At 64.9% G+C, this 14,793-nt stretch carries 26 protein-coding genes; all 26 read right to left on the bottom strand.

Annotated features, from left to right (window positions below):
- Positions 1–13 precede the first annotated feature (13 nt).
- Complete coding sequence (locus BMZ43_RS03880; RefSeq protein ID WP_093250044.1) at positions 14–781, bottom strand: phage tail tube protein; 768 nt, start codon at positions 779–781, stop codon at positions 14–16.
- A gap of 1 nt (position 782) precedes the next feature.
- On the bottom strand, positions 783–983 hold the full coding sequence (locus tag BMZ43_RS03885) for a DUF7210 family protein (protein WP_093250047.1): 201 nt from the start codon (positions 981–983) through the stop codon (positions 783–785).
- Complete coding sequence (locus BMZ43_RS03890) at positions 980–1,447, bottom strand: hypothetical protein (RefSeq protein WP_093250050.1); 468 nt, start codon at positions 1,445–1,447, stop codon at positions 980–982. Before BMZ43_RS03890 ends, BMZ43_RS03885 begins: the two co-directional genes overlap by 4 nt.
- A gap of 3 nt (positions 1,448–1,450) precedes the next feature.
- Positions 1,451–1,765 carry a hypothetical protein gene (locus BMZ43_RS03895; protein WP_093250054.1) on the bottom strand — a complete coding sequence of 105 codons (315 nt, stop codon included), beginning with the start codon at positions 1,763–1,765 and terminating at the stop codon, positions 1,451–1,453.
- Positions 1,765–2,115 carry a DUF2190 family protein gene (locus BMZ43_RS03900; RefSeq protein ID WP_093250057.1) on the bottom strand — a complete coding sequence of 117 codons (351 nt, stop codon included), beginning with the start codon at positions 2,113–2,115 and terminating at the stop codon, positions 1,765–1,767. The genes BMZ43_RS03895 and BMZ43_RS03900 overlap by 1 nt, the downstream gene beginning before the upstream one ends.
- Positions 2,116–2,174: 59 nt before the next feature.
- Positions 2,175–4,178 carry a prohead protease/major capsid protein fusion protein gene (locus tag BMZ43_RS03905; RefSeq protein WP_256562864.1) on the bottom strand — a complete coding sequence of 668 codons (2,004 nt, stop codon included), beginning with the start codon at positions 4,176–4,178 and terminating at the stop codon, positions 2,175–2,177.
- On the bottom strand, positions 4,147–5,676 hold the full coding sequence (locus tag BMZ43_RS03910) for a phage portal protein (protein ID WP_093250060.1): 1,530 nt from the start codon (positions 5,674–5,676) through the stop codon (positions 4,147–4,149). The genes BMZ43_RS03905 and BMZ43_RS03910 overlap by 32 nt, the downstream gene beginning before the upstream one ends.
- 1 nt (position 5,677) lies before the next feature.
- Positions 5,678–5,881, bottom strand: a complete 204-nt coding sequence (locus BMZ43_RS03915) for a phage head-tail joining protein (protein WP_093250067.1) — start codon at positions 5,879–5,881, stop codon at positions 5,678–5,680.
- Between the two features lie 2 nt (positions 5,882–5,883).
- Positions 5,884–7,803 (bottom strand): phage terminase large subunit family protein, encoded by a 1,920-nt coding sequence (locus BMZ43_RS03920; protein ID WP_093250070.1) that lies wholly within the window; start codon positions 7,801–7,803, stop codon positions 5,884–5,886.
- Between the two features lie 16 nt (positions 7,804–7,819).
- Entirely contained in the window at positions 7,820–8,347 is a 528-nt protein-coding gene (locus tag BMZ43_RS03925) for a terminase small subunit (RefSeq protein WP_093250075.1), read from the bottom strand.
- A gap of 138 nt (positions 8,348–8,485) precedes the next feature.
- Positions 8,486–9,223 carry a hypothetical protein gene (locus BMZ43_RS03930; RefSeq protein WP_093250080.1) on the bottom strand — a complete coding sequence of 246 codons (738 nt, stop codon included), beginning with the start codon at positions 9,221–9,223 and terminating at the stop codon, positions 8,486–8,488.
- Positions 9,220–9,504, bottom strand: coding sequence for a hypothetical protein (locus BMZ43_RS03935; protein WP_093250084.1), 285 nt, complete (start codon positions 9,502–9,504; stop codon positions 9,220–9,222). The genes BMZ43_RS03930 and BMZ43_RS03935 overlap by 4 nt, the downstream gene beginning before the upstream one ends.
- A gap of 4 nt (positions 9,505–9,508) precedes the next feature.
- The gene (locus BMZ43_RS03940) at positions 9,509–9,883 is read right to left on the bottom strand and encodes a Gp49 family protein (protein WP_093250087.1); all 375 of its coding nucleotides are present in this window, start codon (positions 9,881–9,883) and stop codon (positions 9,509–9,511) included.
- A 39-nt stretch (positions 9,884–9,922) separates the two neighbouring features.
- Positions 9,923–10,192: a hypothetical protein gene (locus BMZ43_RS25990; RefSeq protein WP_143075225.1), complete on the bottom strand. Its 270-nt coding sequence runs from the start codon at positions 10,190–10,192 to the stop codon at positions 9,923–9,925.
- On the bottom strand, positions 10,189–10,383 hold the full coding sequence (locus tag BMZ43_RS25995; RefSeq protein ID WP_143075226.1) for a hypothetical protein: 195 nt from the start codon (positions 10,381–10,383) through the stop codon (positions 10,189–10,191). The genes BMZ43_RS25990 and BMZ43_RS25995 overlap by 4 nt, the downstream gene beginning before the upstream one ends.
- Positions 10,380–10,631 carry a hypothetical protein gene (locus tag BMZ43_RS03945; protein WP_093250090.1) on the bottom strand — a complete coding sequence of 84 codons (252 nt, stop codon included), beginning with the start codon at positions 10,629–10,631 and terminating at the stop codon, positions 10,380–10,382. Before BMZ43_RS03945 ends, BMZ43_RS25995 begins: the two co-directional genes overlap by 4 nt.
- Positions 10,628–10,957, bottom strand: a complete 330-nt coding sequence (locus BMZ43_RS03950; RefSeq protein WP_093250094.1) for a hypothetical protein — start codon at positions 10,955–10,957, stop codon at positions 10,628–10,630. Before BMZ43_RS03950 ends, BMZ43_RS03945 begins: the two co-directional genes overlap by 4 nt.
- Complete coding sequence (locus tag BMZ43_RS03955; protein ID WP_093250098.1) at positions 10,957–11,262, bottom strand: hypothetical protein; 306 nt, start codon at positions 11,260–11,262, stop codon at positions 10,957–10,959. Before BMZ43_RS03955 ends, BMZ43_RS03950 begins: the two co-directional genes overlap by 1 nt.
- Positions 11,263–11,589: 327 nt before the next feature.
- Positions 11,590–12,315 (bottom strand): hypothetical protein, encoded by a 726-nt coding sequence (locus BMZ43_RS03960; protein WP_256562866.1) that lies wholly within the window; start codon positions 12,313–12,315, stop codon positions 11,590–11,592.
- A gap of 3 nt (positions 12,316–12,318) precedes the next feature.
- On the bottom strand, positions 12,319–12,621 hold the full coding sequence (locus BMZ43_RS03965) for a hypothetical protein (RefSeq protein WP_093250103.1): 303 nt from the start codon (positions 12,619–12,621) through the stop codon (positions 12,319–12,321).
- Positions 12,599–13,024, bottom strand: coding sequence for a hypothetical protein (locus BMZ43_RS03970; protein ID WP_093250111.1), 426 nt, complete (start codon positions 13,022–13,024; stop codon positions 12,599–12,601). Before BMZ43_RS03970 ends, BMZ43_RS03965 begins: the two co-directional genes overlap by 23 nt.
- The gene (locus BMZ43_RS03975; RefSeq protein ID WP_093250114.1) at positions 13,021–13,455 is read right to left on the bottom strand and encodes a VRR-NUC domain-containing protein; all 435 of its coding nucleotides are present in this window, start codon (positions 13,453–13,455) and stop codon (positions 13,021–13,023) included. Before BMZ43_RS03975 ends, BMZ43_RS03970 begins: the two co-directional genes overlap by 4 nt.
- Positions 13,452–13,757: a nuclease domain-containing protein gene (locus BMZ43_RS03980; protein ID WP_093250117.1), complete on the bottom strand. Its 306-nt coding sequence runs from the start codon at positions 13,755–13,757 to the stop codon at positions 13,452–13,454. The genes BMZ43_RS03975 and BMZ43_RS03980 overlap by 4 nt, the downstream gene beginning before the upstream one ends.
- The gene (locus BMZ43_RS03985; RefSeq protein ID WP_093250123.1) at positions 13,754–13,975 is read right to left on the bottom strand and encodes a hypothetical protein; all 222 of its coding nucleotides are present in this window, start codon (positions 13,973–13,975) and stop codon (positions 13,754–13,756) included. The genes BMZ43_RS03980 and BMZ43_RS03985 overlap by 4 nt, the downstream gene beginning before the upstream one ends.
- Positions 13,972–14,241, bottom strand: coding sequence for a hypothetical protein (locus BMZ43_RS03990; protein WP_093250141.1), 270 nt, complete (start codon positions 14,239–14,241; stop codon positions 13,972–13,974). The genes BMZ43_RS03985 and BMZ43_RS03990 overlap by 4 nt, the downstream gene beginning before the upstream one ends.
- Positions 14,231–14,710, bottom strand: a complete 480-nt coding sequence (locus BMZ43_RS03995) for a hypothetical protein (protein ID WP_093250146.1) — start codon at positions 14,708–14,710, stop codon at positions 14,231–14,233. Before BMZ43_RS03995 ends, BMZ43_RS03990 begins: the two co-directional genes overlap by 11 nt.
- Positions 14,711–14,793: the final 83 nt, after the last annotated feature.

Genomic DNA, 14,793 nt, shown 5'->3' on the forward strand with positions numbered 1-14,793 from the left:
CCAGGCGTGACCGTCAGACCTCTTTGCGGATCCGGCAGTACTTCGACAGGCCGGAGCCCACCTTAGACGAGTCCAGCAGCACCTTGGCGGTGGTCTCGGCGCCCATGAAGTCCTCGGTGTTGATCCAGTCGAAGCTGGACGCCGGGTTCAGGCGGACACGGAAGTAGCGTGCCTCGATGCGCTTCTGGGTGCCGGCGGCGTTCTCACCCTCAAACAGGAATTCGAAGGTCTTACCGCTGTTGGTCAGCGCCTGGACGACGTCCACGGTTGCCGAGGTGTAGCTGACCTTCACGCTGTAGGGCGTGGTGCCGGCCGCCTTGATGGCCGCCTCCAGAGCGCCGCCCGGTACGGGCTCGATGCCGCTACCGGTCATGACCCAGTCATCGTCTTCCTTGAAGGTGGTCGAGCCGGTGCCGGCCGCCACACTGGCGATGGTCAGCGGCATCTGAGCCAGGGCAATGGTGCCATCGACGCCGGCCAGGTGGGTCTCGTCGGTGATGGTCGTCGAGGGCACGCTGGTGGTGTCACCCCAGACCAAGGCGCCCAGCACCCAGGTGTAGAGCTCGCGGAAGTTGACCGACAGGCCCACGCTGGTGACGCGCGACACCGAGTCGTACTCGCCGCCCTGCGGGGTGGTGGTGTCGGCCAGGGTGATGTCGTTGGTTTCTACGGTGTGCTGGATAGTCGAGACCAGGCCGCACTTCTGGAACGGCAGGTTGGTTCCGGCCTCGCGAGCCTTCAGCCAGCCGCCGATAACGAACGTCTCTTTCTTCTGCGCCATGTTATTTCTCCTTCGAGACGTCGGCGGTGGGGTTTTCGATCACGCCGGCGTCCTTGAGCCAGGCGCGCTGCGCAGCGGTCACCTTGAGGGTGTCGCCGGGCTGCAGCTCTTCGCCTGCATGGGTGTGCGGCTTGATCAGCTTGACTTCGTAGCGGCGCTCTTCGGCTTCGGCCTTGAGTTCCTGGGTCTTGGAATCGGTCATGGGATGCGGCCCTCGATGACGGTGTGGAGGTAGATGGGGATCAGCACGGCGGCGGCGTTCATGCCATCGCCAGGCGGGTAATGCGTCGGCGCACCGAGGGTGATGCTGGAGATGTGCGGCCGACCCCATGGCAGCAGCACGCCGGGAATCGGCGTCAGCGCCTGCAGCAGGTCCAGTTCCAGCTCATCCAGCACCGCTTCGTAATCCTCGACTTGGGTGGAGACGGCGCCGACGATTTCGTAGCCGCGCACCAGCTTGAGCGCCCCCGGTCCTGGAGTCGGCGCCTGGTCACGGCCTGGCTGGACGACGATCAGGGGAAAGGCACTGCCCTTCTCCTTTACCAGCTCATTGAGCCAACCAGAGCGGACATTGGCGCCGGCCTCGGTGCGGTAGTCGTTGGCAGGCGTGATGGTGCCCAGCCGAGCCAGCAGCGCGTGCCGGATCAGCGTCAGCTTGTTCGCCATGGATCAGGTCTCGGGAGTGGTTATAGCCATGATTTCGTAGCCGTCATCGCGGGCAATGTCGTCGACCCGGTAGCGGGTGCAGCCGATGACGAAGTGCGCCCCGCGGTTGGCGGCCGGAAGATCCTTGACCAGCCAGGTGATGGCGGCCTGGCCGGTCAGGAAGATCCCGTCCGGGCCGTTCTGCTGGAGGTTGCGGTCTACCCGGAGCAGGATGCCGCGCACCGGCGGTGCCTCGGCTTCCAGGTAGTCGCCCCGGGAGTCGGCAAGACACCGATGCCCGATGGTCTCCATCTGCTCGATGAGCTTGCCGAACATCATCACGCCACCGCGGTGACGGAGGTGCCGTCCAGGCGGACGCGGCCGACAGCCGAGGGGTTGGCCGCGACCTCGGTGACCACGCCGATGCGGAACAAGCCGGAGGCGGAGACGTTGGTCGCCATGCGGCTGGTGCCGTTCATGTAGATCACGTCGCCGATGGCCCAGGCCTGGGCGCTGATCTTGTCCAGCTCGAACACGCCGGTGGTCTTGAGCACCACGTCCTTGCCCTCGGCTTCAGTGGTGGCCGCAACGCCAACCAGGCCGCCGACCTTGTACAGATCGCCGGACACGGTGCCTCCGGCGGGGGCCGGCAAGGTGATGCAGTCGCCGGCTTGAATGAAGTTCTTCATGGAGCGTTCCTCTTGGATGCGAAGGGTTCAGCAGGGGCGCCCGCAGGCACCCTCGCCTATCAGTTGCCGGGGTTCTTGTAGGCGCCGCGGTAGTCGATCCAGGCCGCGCCGAAGACCAGCCGCGCCTTGACCTCCAGGCCGTCCACCTCGAAGCCCTCGCGGGTCTCGGTGAACACGCCCTGCTCGCCTTCCAGGTAGGCGTACTCGAAGGTATCGACCAGGCCAGGGGTGGCGATCAGGAACCACTGGTTGCCGGGGATGCGGGCATCGACGATCACGGTCAGCTGGGCATTGCGAGGGTCGTTGATGTCGCTGTTCTTGGCCGGCACGTACAGCGAGCTGGTGTACTGGTAGGCCTCCAGCTCTTTGTCCGGGCCCACCACCAGGTACTTCGGCTCCACGTTGAGGAACTGGCCGGCCTTGGACTTCTGCTTGCGCAGCGCGGCGCGGGCAGCGGCCAGGGTGGTGGCGTTGATCGGGCCGCCGCTGGCCGCCACGTTGCCGTGGGAGGCGTCGAAGAACGGCTTGCCGTCGGTGAAGTTGGCGTTGCCCAGGATCAGGCTCCACACCGCATCGCTCTCGGTCTGCGCAGCGGCGGCGCCGAGCGCGGTGGGGATCCGGGTGAACACGCCCAGGTCGTCGTTGACGATGGCTTCCCAGGTGATGGCGATGATCTTGCCGTACTTGACGACGCGCAGCGGGGCGCCCTCTTCGTCCAGGGTGCCGTACTTGTACTCGCCGTGTTCCTTCACCTTTTCCAGGGCGGCAATGTCGCCCAGGGCAGCGCGGGTCACTTCGCGGAAGTCCGGCACGGTGGTCTGGCGACCCAGGACGCGCCAGGTCTGCGGTGCCAACTCATAGCCAGCGCGCAGGGTGCGGTTGACGGTGTTCCCCAGCAGCAGCGGGAAATCGCTAATGGTGTGCATGCCGGCGGCGCGTACCGCCTGGCGATCGCAGCCCAGGGCGGCGCGGGCGACTTCCTGAGCGGTCATCCCGCGAGCGTTGCCGCCGGACAGGGTGACGAACTCGCGAGCCATGTCCACCAGGCGCATGCCGCGGAACTCGCGGGCCGCTTCCGGCAGCTGGGCGCTGGCATCGCAGCGATGGATCAGCGCGGCCTGCATGGCATCACGCTTGGCATTCAGCACACCGGTGTCGGTGGTGCTGGTCACAGTGGCCTGGCTGTTGCGGCTCTGACCCTGCTGGGTCTGCTGACGCTCGGCGACCTTGTCGATCAGGGCAGCGCTGGCATCAGCCACCGACACGCCGCGCTCGATCAGGCCTTCGACATCGTCATCGCCCAGGCCGACCTTGCGCGCCATCTGGCGGATGGTCAGGCAGCGCTTGCGCTCGTTCTCGATCGCTTGCTGCTGCTCGGCTTGGCGTTGCTGCTCGGCCGCGCGCTTCTCTTCTTCGGTCATCACAGGTTCCTCTTGGGTGGTGGCCACGGCGGCCGGTTGCTCGGCAGGCGCTTGGGCCTCCCGGACATTGAATTGGGTTTGGAAGCGGGGCCCCTTGTACTCGGCGGGGTTCTCCGCGTTGCGGGTCTTGGCTCCGTCGTCGAAGCCGATCGGCACCAGGGAGAGCTCCAGCGGCTCCCAGTCCATTGCGCGGTAGGTCGGCAGCTTGTCGTCTTCCGCCTCGATCACCTCGTAGCGGTGCACGGCGTAGCCAACGCTGATGTTGCGGAGGATTCCGCTCTTCACGTCGCGGAAGATGGGCTCCACTTCCTCGCGCTCGCTGAAGCGGACCAGGGCCCGGCCTTCGCCGCCCTCGATCCAAGCGCGCTCCACCACGCCCAGGACATCGTCAAGGTCGTAGGTGCTGTGCGTGTTGAGCAACGGCGCGCCGTTGTTCAGCCGCTCCAGGCGGACCGAATCGGGCGACAGGTCCAGCTCCTCCATGTAGCTGCCCACGTCCCAGGCCCAGCGGCGGCCTTTGGCGCCGGTGGTCCATACCAGCTCGACGGTGCGGGCCTCGGTATCAACGGTGCCGGGGCGCACCGCGGCCCGCAGCACCCGCAGCGGGGTCTCATGCGTCTTGGGAGTCAGTGCTTCCGGCATCGGATTTACTCTCGTCGGTTTTGTCATCGGTGGAATCGGTGCTGGCATCAGCCGGGGTGGCGGCGCCAGCGGTGGCCACGCGGCGCGGATCGCAGTCGAGGATCAGGCCGTGCTTGTCCAGCAGGGCGTTGTTCTTGGCGATCTGCTCGGCGTGGGCGTCGGGATCGGTCACCCCGAGCTCCCGCAGTCCGTCCTGCCAGGTGGTCAGGCCGTTGCGGATGCGTTCCTTGAGGTTCTCGGTCTCTTCGCTCGGGTTCACCATGTCGCGGCGCGGCGGCACCCACTCGGCGCGGGCATCCTCGAGGACACCGCCCGGCAGCAAGGCCTGGGCCTCCATGAACCAGCGCCAGACGCCCTCGCACAGCTGCGGAATCAGCATCCGCCACTGCCACACGTCCACCCGGCGGGCGAAGTGCAGCCAGCCCATGCGGCCACTGGAGAAGTTGACGCCCTTCAGGTCGCCGGCCAGCAGCTCGTAGGGGACACCCAGGCCCACAGCGATCGCGTGGAGGCTCTGCCAGCTGTAGGGCTGGTACCCGTTGAAGGTGGGCGGAGTGCCGAAGCTGACGCTTTCGCCCAGGCCCAGCTCCTGCACGATGCCGGGCTCGACGTGGTCGATCAGCGGGGACTTGGTATTGCTGGTCGCCTGTTCGCCCTTGGTAACGAACGCCGCGAAGCAGGCCGCGATCTTGGCCTGCTCCATCACGGCGTCTTCCATCTCGTCCAGGCTGCGCATCCGCTGCATCACTGGCGCGAACCAGGTGAAGCCGCGCGCCTGGCCCGGCCGCTTAGGCAGGTACAGGTGGATGACGTCTTCCGCCGGCACCCGCTTGGAAGTCAGGGATCCCCAGGCAGCGTTGGCGCCGGGATGCTCGTCGAAGAGCCAGTAGGCGACCCGGCGGCCAATGACGTCGAACTCGACGCCTTGGATGACCCGGTTCGCGCCGATCGGGCCGTCCTTGCTCTCGTCGAGGAAGTCAGCCTCCAGCATCTGGATCTGCAGGGGGACCGGCAGGCCGTCGGAGCTGAAGCGGCGGCGCCGGCGCAGCAGGACCTCACCATCGCCACCAGCGGCCTCCACGCCCTTGTGCTGCAGGCCGTAGAAGTTCTCCAGGCCGTCGGCATCGCAAAGCGTGGTCTCCGCCCAGGCGCGCCAGAGGTCGCCCAGCTTCTTGTTGGCACGGTCGGATCGGGCCAGGGGCCGCGGCACTATGCCGGCGCCGACCACGTTGTCAGCGATGCCGGTGATGGCCCGCTCGGCGTAGGGGTTGTTCCGGCGCAGGTCGCGCGCGCGGTTACGCAGCTTGGCCAGGGCCGGAGCGTTCTCAGCGTTGGCATCAGTGCCGGTGCTGCGCCAACCCTCATTACGGCGTCCGCCGGCGGCGCCTTCGAAGCGCCGGGTCAGCATGTCGCGCACGGTATCGGCGCGGGCTTTCTTCAGGCGCTGCTCAGCGCGCTTCGCAGCCAAGCCGGGAAACCAGTCGTCAATCACACCCATGTCAGTGGCCTTTCGAGAAGGAGGCGTAGCGCCGGCGGTCGTTGGGTACCTGGTTGCCGCCCAGATCGCGCTCCATGAGCGACAGGATGCGCATCATCTCGTCGAGCGATCGGTAGGTGACGCGCCGGCCGTTGAAGTCCACGGTCAGCGCGCCATTGGCGATCGCCTCCTGCAGCGCCTGGTGCTGTTCGCGGGTGAAGGCCATGGTCATCGGTTCCAGAAGTCAGATTTCTTGCGTGCCCGCTCGCGGGGCTGTTCGGTTGCAGCGGTGTCGCCGCCGGCTTCGGGGGCGGCCACTAGGGCGTTCAGGTCCAGGCCGAAGCGCTGCTGGCTGATACGCAGCGCGGCCAGGGAGTAAACGAAACAGTCGCCCGCTTCGTTCCGGCGGCCTTTGTTGTCCCAGCGGTACTGCTGCACGCCACCGACCAGCTTCAGTACCTTGCTCTCGGCGGTCATCTGCTTGACCTCAGCCTCATCGCAGATGAGGTCATTGGCTGGCAGGTGCACCACTTGCGGCTGCGATACGCCGGCCTGGCTCTTCGCCACGTCCAGCGGCAGCCGGAGGCGGCTGTAGATCAGCTCTTTCGCGTTGTCGGTACCGACCGTGGTCAGGTAGACGCCGTGCTTGTTGCGCTTGGTCGGGAAGCTCGCGATCGGCTTGCCGTAGATCGGCGCGCCGATGATGGGGATCATCCAGAGCACCCCGTTCTTCTTGCTGTCGTCGCACACCTGGTCCATGTAGTGGCCACCGGCGTCCCAGCACCAGCGCTCGACCTTCATCACCAAGCCGTCGGCCCTGGTGAACTGCCGGTGCAGCTCCAGATCGCGCTTGCGGCGCAGCTCTTCGCCACCAGGGTCGCCCATCAGCACGAATCGATAGACCAGCCAGCACTCCTCGTTCGGGCCCCAGGCCCAGACGCGGCCTTCGTAGCGGTCGTCCTGGGTGTCACCGCCGCCGGTGAGCGCCACGGCCTGCGCCGGGATCTCGCCCTGCCAGACCTCACGGCGGCCCAGCAGCGTGTCCCACTCCAGTCGCTCGCCCTGGTCTTCCTCCCAGGTTTCGCCCAGGGTGGTGTTGACGAAGGTCTTCAGGTCGCTGCGGCTGCCCTTGGCCTGGAGGAAGTCTTGGGCAATGCGGCCCCAGGACACGAAGAAGCTGTAGGCCGTCCAGATATGGAAGCTCAGCGACTCCGGAGTCGGGATCGGCTGGCCCTCGGCGTCGAAGAAATCGAAGCCATCGCGGGTCCAGATGCCGGTCTTCTCACATACCCAGCGCGCCACGCGCTGCGCGTCGAGCGCCTCCGGATAGCGGATGATGCAGCCGGTCACCTCGCAGACGTACCAGGCGTCGTCGGGTTTGTCCGGGTCCCATTTGATGCCGAAGGAGCAGTCCTTGCCGCCCCACTTCAGGTACTGCTCGGCGCCACAGTGCGGGCACGGCAGGTGAAAGCGGAACAGATGCGGTGATTTCTGGACGGCGCCCTCGATTTGGCAGCCACCCCGGTCGATGGGGCCGCGTAGCTTCGGTGTGCTGCCTCGAATCGACTTCGGGAACGTCGAGCCCTCAATCCGCTTGTCACCCAGGACCAGCGGCGAGCCTTCCTTGTCGATGTCGTGGTCAAAGGCCGCCAGTTCGTCATAGATGACGGTGTCAGCGGAAATCGCCCGGTAGTTCTTGCCCGCAGCGCCGCCGCGGCACCAAAGCTGCTTGCCGTGGCTAAATTTCTTGATGTCGAGCGTGTTGTCCCGGTGCTTCTTGCCGTGCCAGGGCGCCAGCTCCCGGACGGCGCCGACGTCGCGGATCATCGTCTCGATCTCGGACTTCATGAAGAGGTCCGCACTGCCATCGTCAGGCAGAAAGAACGCGATGTGCCGGCGCTTGTGCTCGATCTGGTACGCCGAGGCCGCCAGCAGCATCTTCGAGTAGCCCACCCGGGCCGACTTGATCACGTTGACCACCCGGATCTCATCGTTCCCCATCGCGTTGAGGATGGCCACCTGGTAGGGCAGCGTCTCCCAGCGGCCTTCCTGGTAGGACGACTCGCTGGAGAGGTAGAAGTGATCGTCCGCCCAGGCCACCGGCGTCTGAGGTGCATCGCGGCGCAGAGACAGCAGGCCGGCAGACATCGCCGCCTGGCAGGCCTCAATCTGCGCTGTCGATAAACTCGTCATGCCACTCCGGTAGGCGTTCCGCCGCCTGGGCGATGGTGTTGCGCGCCTTGGTCAGCTCTCGGCCAATGGAGTCGAGCTGACCCGGGGTGAGGTCGGGATGTCGACGGCGCAGCGTCATGACCACCGTGTCGAAGATCGAGCCGGCGGCCGGGATGAATTTGGCAAACGCGAAGGTGATGAAGTCGGCCGGTATCAGCCGCTTCTTGGTCACCTCGTTCTTGAGTTCTTGGGCCTCTGACTGGGCCGCGGTGAGCCGCAGACGCTCTTGCGTCAGCCGGTACTCGATGAGCGGGTCGATGTCGCCCTGCTCCGGGTCCATTTCCGGTTTGACCTGGCTGTTTCCCAGCCCCCGAAGGTGCCGGATGTAGGCCAGCCGGCAGGCTTCGATGTCGTACCCGCCTTTTCCCTTGGAGCCAGGCAGGACGCCGTCTGTAAGGAGATTGCGCACCTGCCGATCGCTGAGATCGAGGTGCTTCGCCACTTCGATCTGAGTCGCCATGAGATGCCCAACCGGAACCGGAAACGGAAGTCCTGGAAAAAGTCCGTGAATAGAGAAAAAACGGGGCTCGAATCACCCCCAATGGGCCCTCCCCCGGGAAGGACCCAAGACCCCACCCAGCACCATAGTGGTGCGTCGCTATCGACGGCGGGTGCGCAGGGCCTGGGCCATGGCTTCCTCGAAGTGGAACGCGAGTCGCTCATTGGCGACGCGCTCACCAATGCCGAAGAAGTCCAGGCGCTTGCGATAGGTCGGCTTGTCGACGAAGGCCAGGAAGATGCTCAGGTCCTCGCGCTTGCGACCAGTGCGTCGGGCTATGCCGATGGGCTTGCCAGCCTTGGTCAGCACGAAGAACGACTGAGCGTTGCGCTTGGCCAGGCTGCGCTTGCTGTCGGTGGCATTGGCGTTGTAGCCCGTCTCACCGAAGCCTCGGATGCCTGACAGCGCCTTGGTCAGCTGCCCGCGCTTGATGTTGCCGTACTGATCGAGGTCAGCCCCTGCGCCTGGCACCACGTACTTGCCGGCGGGCAGGATGCCTCGCGCCCGCAGCATCGCTTCACTGCGCTTGTCAGGGCGATCGCCGCCGTAGACCTCAGGTGCCAGCCACTTGGTGGCAGGCGATGACTTGTCCGCCTCGTCCTTGATCCACACCCTGGCCAGCAGCCTGTCCTTGCGAGCAGGGATCAGGCGCAGGCTGTTCAGCGTCCATTTGGTGGGGCGGTCGAACACCGTGGGCATCTCTGCCTCAATGGCGGCCTTAACATCCTGGGCAGTGCGGGTGAGCGCGAGCGCTGTAGCGAAGGGGATCTGCCGCTGCTCAAGTTCGGTCAGCTCGGAGAGCTGGTCAGTCAGGCCCTGAGCAGTGATCTTGATCACGCAGCCAGATCAGGCATCGCCCGATCGCGCAGCGCATTGGCCAACGAGAAGTGATTGCTAGAAGCGATCAGGTTGGCGCCAGGCCGTGTAGACCGTACCGGCTCATACGCACGCCAGAGGGCCATGACCAGCCTGAACTTTGCCGAAGCCACTGCCGGCAGATCACGGCAGATGTAGCTGGCTCGCGCACTGAGTCCGATGCATTGATCGAGGCGAGTGAGTGTCAGTGCCAGGCCGGCGATCAGGGCGAATGCGATGCTCCGGAAGCGTTGGGAAACCATGGCGCTACTCCTTGTCGTTGTGCAGCTGCTGCTTGAGCGCGTAGCCCATCAGCGGCCAGACCTTGTTGATGGCGTTGGTGCGGGCGATCTTGCGGCCGACCTCGGCGTCGAAGTTCTCCGGGCTGGCGCAGGCGCTTTCGCCGGTTACCGTGAAGCCGTTCTGCAGGATCAGCACGCAGAAGGTCAGCAGGTCCAGCTGCTCGGGCGGCTGAATTACGCCGCCCTCTTCGATGGTCAGCGCAGCAGCACCGGCATAGCCATCGCCAGCGGTGAAGTAGTGCTCGCTGAGGATGTTCGCTTCGATGTCGGCCGGAGTAACGCGCGGAGCGGTCAGGCCTCTGGATTGGATCTCTTGCTCAATGCTTTGGTCGTCGCTCACAGGAAAGTCTCCGATAGATGAATTCGTGACATGTCACGTTTAGCTGCCCGCGATATGGCGGCCGATGTAGATGCCGATGGTCACCGATACCGCAATGACGGCGAGCATTTGCCAGATCGCTCCAGCGGATGGCCGCTCGCCGGGACCAGCAAGTCTGGTACGGAATGCGTACTCGACCGTGGGAGGTGGTGGCGGGGCAGACGGTCGTTCGCCCCAGCCTTTGACCGGGATATCAATGCGATCCCGATCCTGCCAGCACCCGTCGGCATCGCCGGAGCAGCGTGGCCAGGGCTTTTCTGGCTTGATCATGGATCACCCCACGGATCTTCTCCTGCCAGGTCCGCGTATACCTTTCGGAGGTCAGCGGTGATTTCCGGCAGCAATCTCCTCAATTGATCGACATGAAGGTGATCAGGCAGCGGCATATCAAGGACTGCACCCAGGTTGAGCAGGCGTTCGATCTGCTCACCCAGATATTCGATAGTCTGGCCGTTGCTCACGGGTAACCCTCCAGCGGCGGCTTATCGCCACCCCACTGAGCGGGCAGAGTGCAGGATGAGACCTGCAGGCGGTACAGCTTGGCCGGCAGGTCCATGGCGCCGGACTCGAAGCCGGGCGCAGCGACATACACCGTCTGGGTGCCGGACCGGCACTCCCAGGTGCGGCCGAAGTAGCCGAGGCCTGTGCCGAACACCAGCAGAGCAATGCAGGTCATCAGCCAGCGGGCGCCGCTCTTTATCTGTTTCATGGGTTCGCCCTCGATGCGCGGCGATGAGGCAGCTTGCGCCGGTCTCGGCCATCCATCAGGGCGCCGATGCGACGGTAGAAGTAGCTGCCGCAGAAGATCGTGTGTGCCAGCACCATGGCGCCGACGATGCTGTTATTGACCAGCTTCCAGGGCTCGAACACCCAGAGCGACACCAGCGTGACCAAGTAGAGCAGCGAGGCACACACGATGTGCGCTACCTCGGCCCGGTCGTCCTGCCGGTAATCGCCTCCCTGCCAAACGAACCAGCCGCATCGTGCGACTACCAGGCTGTAGGTCAGCATGGCGAAGATGGTGATCAGCAGCATCAGCTTGCTCCTGGCGGGCTGAGTCGACTCGCCCACGCCTTGGCCTTGTCCTCCAGGATCGCGATGACCGGGGAGGCGGCGAAGCCAAGGACCATGATGTAGCCGTAGTGGACTTCACTGGTGACAGGGAAGAAGTAGCCGAACGCGCGCCCTACGAAGAAGGCGGTCAGGAACTTCGTGATGAACATGCCGGCGGAGAACCGGTTCTTGGTGGTCAGCTTCGAGATGTAGGCGATCACGCCGCCGAAGCCACCCAGAAAGCCCGGCAGGCACCAGAGCAGGATGGCTTCCAGACTGAAATTCACTGGCTAGCCCTCGCGGTGCGCCCTCTTCCAGGCATAAAAAAGGCCCGCAGATGCGAGCCTATGGATGATGCCGGCGCTTCCCCGGCGGGCAGATGTTGTCGTCCCGGTCATTCGCGACTTCGTGGGACCCATGGGCGCTGCCACCATGCTTGGCTCAGGGGGTCGGCTAGATGTGCCCACCGGTTGGCTTCGGGGTGCGCTCCCCTTTCAAGACCATCGTGCTACCGGCCGCCCTGAAACGAAAAAAGCCCCGTCAGATGGCTCTGGCGGGGCTTTAGGCGAAATGTGTCACAGTGGCAAAACTATGCCATTTTGCTCTTCAAATCGTCAAGCGGCTTTTTCGCCGGGCTGGCGGATCCACCGGTCATAGTCGTTCGAGCTGAGTTCTTCAGCGCTCAGCAGGCTCTCAACGACCTCGGCAACGGGGCGCAGCGCGGTGCGATCTAGGCCATCCACCTTCTTGGCCAGGTGCGCCCAGACTTCTGCATAGTCGCGAGCCCAGTTGCTGGGGTTGATGCGGCAGCCGGTACGCTCTTCCATGATCATGCACACCTCGCCCGGCGCCAGCTCCTCGCCGCCACTGACGATGCGCTTGTGGGACTGGATAGCGGCTAGAGCCATCCAGTAAGCCCGGCAGCGCTGCTTGTCGGTCAGCTTATCCAGGCCAGAGCTCAGCCACACCATGCCGTGAGCGATGGACAGGTCATTGAAAGTGGCGGTTGGCGAGTAGAGATAGTGGCCGAAGTGCTGAACCGGCTTGGGCAGGGTGTCGATCGCCTGCATGATCAGGCCGGCGGCCAGCATATGGGCGCACTGGTCGGTGCTCAGGCGACGGCCCGGGCGCGTCTCGTGGACGTTGTCGCCCTTCTGCCTGGACTTATAGGTCCGGGCCACCTGCTGACCGTCGTGGTCCTCGAGCATCACGATGACCTTGCCCTCCCCCGTTCCGTGCTTGCGGCCCAGCTCGGCCTTCTGCGCGGCAACGGCCAAGACCGAGTCGCGGTTGTGGTGCAGGGAGTCGTGCCAGGCTTGGCGAGCAGAAATAATGCGCATAGATCAGTCTCCGGTGCGATGCGAGCCGCCAGGGCCGCGGCGGTTGTTTTCTTGGTGATGGGTCTGCGTCCGCTGCAGGTGGGCAATCTGTTGTTCAAGTCGAAGCGTGTAGGCATTGAGCTGGAATCGGGCGTCCTCTGACTCTAGCGGCAGGCCGGTGGCCTTGTCGGTCCAGCCCTCGCCATTGCAGGAGCTGCACTCCATCTCATAGAAGAGGCCCTTGGTGACGCCGCGCCCGTGACATGTCACGCAACGCGAAATCGGCTTCACCTTGCGGGTGAGGTCAGGCCCGTGCTGCTTGCGCATTGGCCCTCCGCTGGATCTCCTCGGTGATAAGGTCCTTCTCGGTCTGAAAACGTGACATGTCACGCTGGGCCTTTTCTTCTGCGGCGCGGTCGATGGTGCTGGTGTCGCGCCAGGACCTGAAGCGGTCACCCCGGCCGCGACCAGAGCGCAGGCCCTGGGCGGCAGAGATACGGCCGAAGCACTGGCTCCGCTGCTCTTCCAGTACCTGCCAGCGGCGACGCAGCTCTTCATCTGTGGCAGCGGCCAGGCGCTGGGCAGACAGGGCGCTCATCTCAGCAATCAGCGCGCGGGCGTTTTCCGGAGCGGCCTGGTAGGCCTTGTCGTGGTGGCTGAGCAGCACGACCATCGAGTGGCCGAGGATCTGCCGGGCCAGGCCGGCCAGGTCTTGGGCGGGGTGATTCATGGACGTGCTTCCGTGGCGGGCAGGCGTAGATAGGCGCGAATCTGCTCCTGGGCGTCATGGACACCCCGGCAGACGATGGCCAGGTAGCCGCGGTCATTGAGCAGCTTCAGGGCGTCGCGCTGCTTGGGCGAGACATCGGCATCGTTCGGCGGGGTTGCCTTGAACTCGATCCGAAGGCCGAAGTAGCCGCCCCGGGCGATATCGACGTTGATGTCCGGCATTCCAGCGCGCACGCCCTGCCCTTTCAGCTTGCCGGCCGTGGCTTTGTGGCGGTGGCCACCGTTGGGCACGTGGTAGATCAGCTTCGACTCGCGCGGGTACTGAAGATCGATCCAGGTGAAGAGGATGGTCTGCTCGTTGCCCTCCCAGTCGATGCGCGGGGCGCGGGCGCGGACTTCGCGGGGCTGGTACTTCTTCGGGAGGGCGCTCATGCCGCCCCCTTTATCGTCATCAAGCCCTGGCTGATCCAGATGGCCTGGGTTTCGCCCAGGGCCCGGATCACGTCCCGCTGATCCAGCTCGCCCTGCCGGCGGCCATCGAGCAGGTCATGGCAGCAGCTGCAGGCGAACACGGCCATGTTGTCTGGGCTCTTCAGGCCCATACCCTTCTGGCCGCAGGCGACGTGAGCCAGCACTGTGGTCTCGGGATTGAAGTTGCAGACGCCCGGGATGCGCAGGGTGCATTCCTGGCCGCAGGCGCTGTCTCGGAGCTTCTTGGACTGGGCGCGGCTCATTGGTCACGGCCCTCCCCGTCACCCAGCCAGTCGCCGATCGGGCGGCGCGCGGTGGGCGCCTTGCGCTCGCGCTTCACCGGCTGGGCCAGCTCGTGCTCGCGAACGTGGATGTAGGCTTCGGTGTGCTGGACCTTGGGGTCCATGCCAGAGCCGCGATTGAAGCCCATGTCATAGGCCAGGCGGCGCTCTTCCAGCACCTCTTGCTCGGTGAACATCATGCCGGCACCTCCTGGGACTTCTGGCGCTCAGGGGCGAAGTCGCCGCGAAGCGGCATGAGGTAACGCTCCGGGTAACCGAGCAAGCCACTCTTTGCCGCGGGCTTGCACACCCAACCGGTCTCGATTGTTCTGCGGGTGATCCCTTCGGAGATCACCAGGTCGCCCTTCTCGATATGGTCCACCAGCTCTACGACGCTACCCGCTTCAACGTCGGACAGAGCCACCAGGGTCAGGGCGAGATCCCCTATCTTGAAGTTATGCGACATGGTCTTGCTCCTTGCCGGCGCTGGCCTGGCTGGCTTGGTAGCCCTCCCACCAGTCCTGATGACGTGAGTCATCAAGGTCATAGGGATTGGTGTGCAGGCCGCTCCGATAGGCAGCCTGGCCGCGGCAATAGGCCGACTTCTTCGCGCACAGGGTCGGGATATCCACCTTCTGGAATGCAGCGCTGACGATGAAGGCTGAGACGATGAAGGACGACGCAGCCAGCAGCTGGTGTCCGGTCATGATCAGCGCGTAGAGCTGGAAGGCGGTACTTCCGCAGCTGAGCCATACCCCTTCGCGGATCTTGGCCGCTGCCTCTTCCTTCACCGCGCCGATCAGCAGGCCGACCCAGGCGAGAACGGTGAACGCAAGCAGCGTGTAATAGGCGAAGTCGTGCCAGGGATCACCCAGCAGGAGAAGGCAGGAAAGGCTGACGCCCATTGCAGTGGAAACGATGTTGGCGGTCTTCATGCTACGTCGGCCTCCGGCCAGATGATGCGAGCGCAGGTCAGGGCCTCGTCGCGGTTGATTTGGGCGCCGACCATTGCGAAGGG

The sequence above is a fragment of the Pseudomonas sp. Snoq117.2 genome (assembly GCF_900110545.1).
Classification (GTDB): Bacteria; Pseudomonadota; Gammaproteobacteria; order Pseudomonadales; family Pseudomonadaceae; genus Chryseomonas; species Chryseomonas benzopyrenica.

Bases quoted from the DNA above. Each gene is read 5' to 3' on its own strand.
- BMZ43_RS03880 (WP_093250044.1), bottom strand. From the start codon at position 781: ATGGCGCAGAAGAAAGAGACGTTCGTTATCGGCGGCTGGCTGAAGGCT.
- BMZ43_RS03885 (WP_093250047.1), bottom strand. From the start codon at position 983: ATGACCGATTCCAAGACCCAGGAACTCAAGGCCGAAGCCGAAGAGCGC.
- BMZ43_RS03890 (WP_093250050.1), bottom strand. From the start codon at position 1,447: ATGGCGAACAAGCTGACGCTGATCCGGCACGCGCTGCTGGCTCGGCTG.
- BMZ43_RS03895 (WP_093250054.1), bottom strand. From the start codon at position 1,765: ATGATGTTCGGCAAGCTCATCGAGCAGATGGAGACCATCGGGCATCGG.
- BMZ43_RS03900 (WP_093250057.1), bottom strand. From the start codon at position 2,115: ATGAAGAACTTCATTCAAGCCGGCGACTGCATCACCTTGCCGGCCCCC.
- BMZ43_RS03905 (WP_256562864.1), bottom strand. From the start codon at position 4,178: ATGCCGGAAGCACTGACTCCCAAGACGCATGAGACCCCGCTGCGGGTG.
- BMZ43_RS03910 (WP_093250060.1), bottom strand. From the start codon at position 5,676: ATGGGTGTGATTGACGACTGGTTTCCCGGCTTGGCTGCGAAGCGCGCT.
- BMZ43_RS03915 (WP_093250067.1), bottom strand. From the start codon at position 5,881: ATGGCCTTCACCCGCGAACAGCACCAGGCGCTGCAGGAGGCGATCGCC.
- BMZ43_RS03920 (WP_093250070.1), bottom strand. From the start codon at position 7,803: ATGTCTGCCGGCCTGCTGTCTCTGCGCCGCGATGCACCTCAGACGCCG.
- BMZ43_RS03925 (WP_093250075.1), bottom strand. From the start codon at position 8,347: ATGGCGACTCAGATCGAAGTGGCGAAGCACCTCGATCTCAGCGATCGG.
- BMZ43_RS03935 (WP_093250084.1), bottom strand. From the start codon at position 9,504: ATGGTTTCCCAACGCTTCCGGAGCATCGCATTCGCCCTGATCGCCGGC.
- BMZ43_RS25990 (WP_143075225.1), bottom strand. From the start codon at position 10,192: ATGATCAAGCCAGAAAAGCCCTGGCCACGCTGCTCCGGCGATGCCGAC.
- BMZ43_RS03945 (WP_093250090.1), bottom strand. From the start codon at position 10,631: ATGAAACAGATAAAGAGCGGCGCCCGCTGGCTGATGACCTGCATTGCT.
- BMZ43_RS03950 (WP_093250094.1), bottom strand. From the start codon at position 10,957: ATGCTGCTGATCACCATCTTCGCCATGCTGACCTACAGCCTGGTAGTC.
- BMZ43_RS03960 (WP_256562866.1), bottom strand. From the start codon at position 12,315: ATGCGCATTATTTCTGCTCGCCAAGCCTGGCACGACTCCCTGCACCAC.
- BMZ43_RS03965 (WP_093250103.1), bottom strand. From the start codon at position 12,621: ATGCGCAAGCAGCACGGGCCTGACCTCACCCGCAAGGTGAAGCCGATT.
- BMZ43_RS03970 (WP_093250111.1), bottom strand. From the start codon at position 13,024: ATGAATCACCCCGCCCAAGACCTGGCCGGCCTGGCCCGGCAGATCCTC.
- BMZ43_RS03975 (WP_093250114.1), bottom strand. From the start codon at position 13,455: ATGAGCGCCCTCCCGAAGAAGTACCAGCCCCGCGAAGTCCGCGCCCGC.
- BMZ43_RS03980 (WP_093250117.1), bottom strand. From the start codon at position 13,757: ATGAGCCGCGCCCAGTCCAAGAAGCTCCGAGACAGCGCCTGCGGCCAG.
- BMZ43_RS03985 (WP_093250123.1), bottom strand. From the start codon at position 13,975: ATGATGTTCACCGAGCAAGAGGTGCTGGAAGAGCGCCGCCTGGCCTAT.
- BMZ43_RS03990 (WP_093250141.1), bottom strand. From the start codon at position 14,241: ATGTCGCATAACTTCAAGATAGGGGATCTCGCCCTGACCCTGGTGGCT.
- BMZ43_RS03995 (WP_093250146.1), bottom strand. From the start codon at position 14,710: ATGAAGACCGCCAACATCGTTTCCACTGCAATGGGCGTCAGCCTTTCC.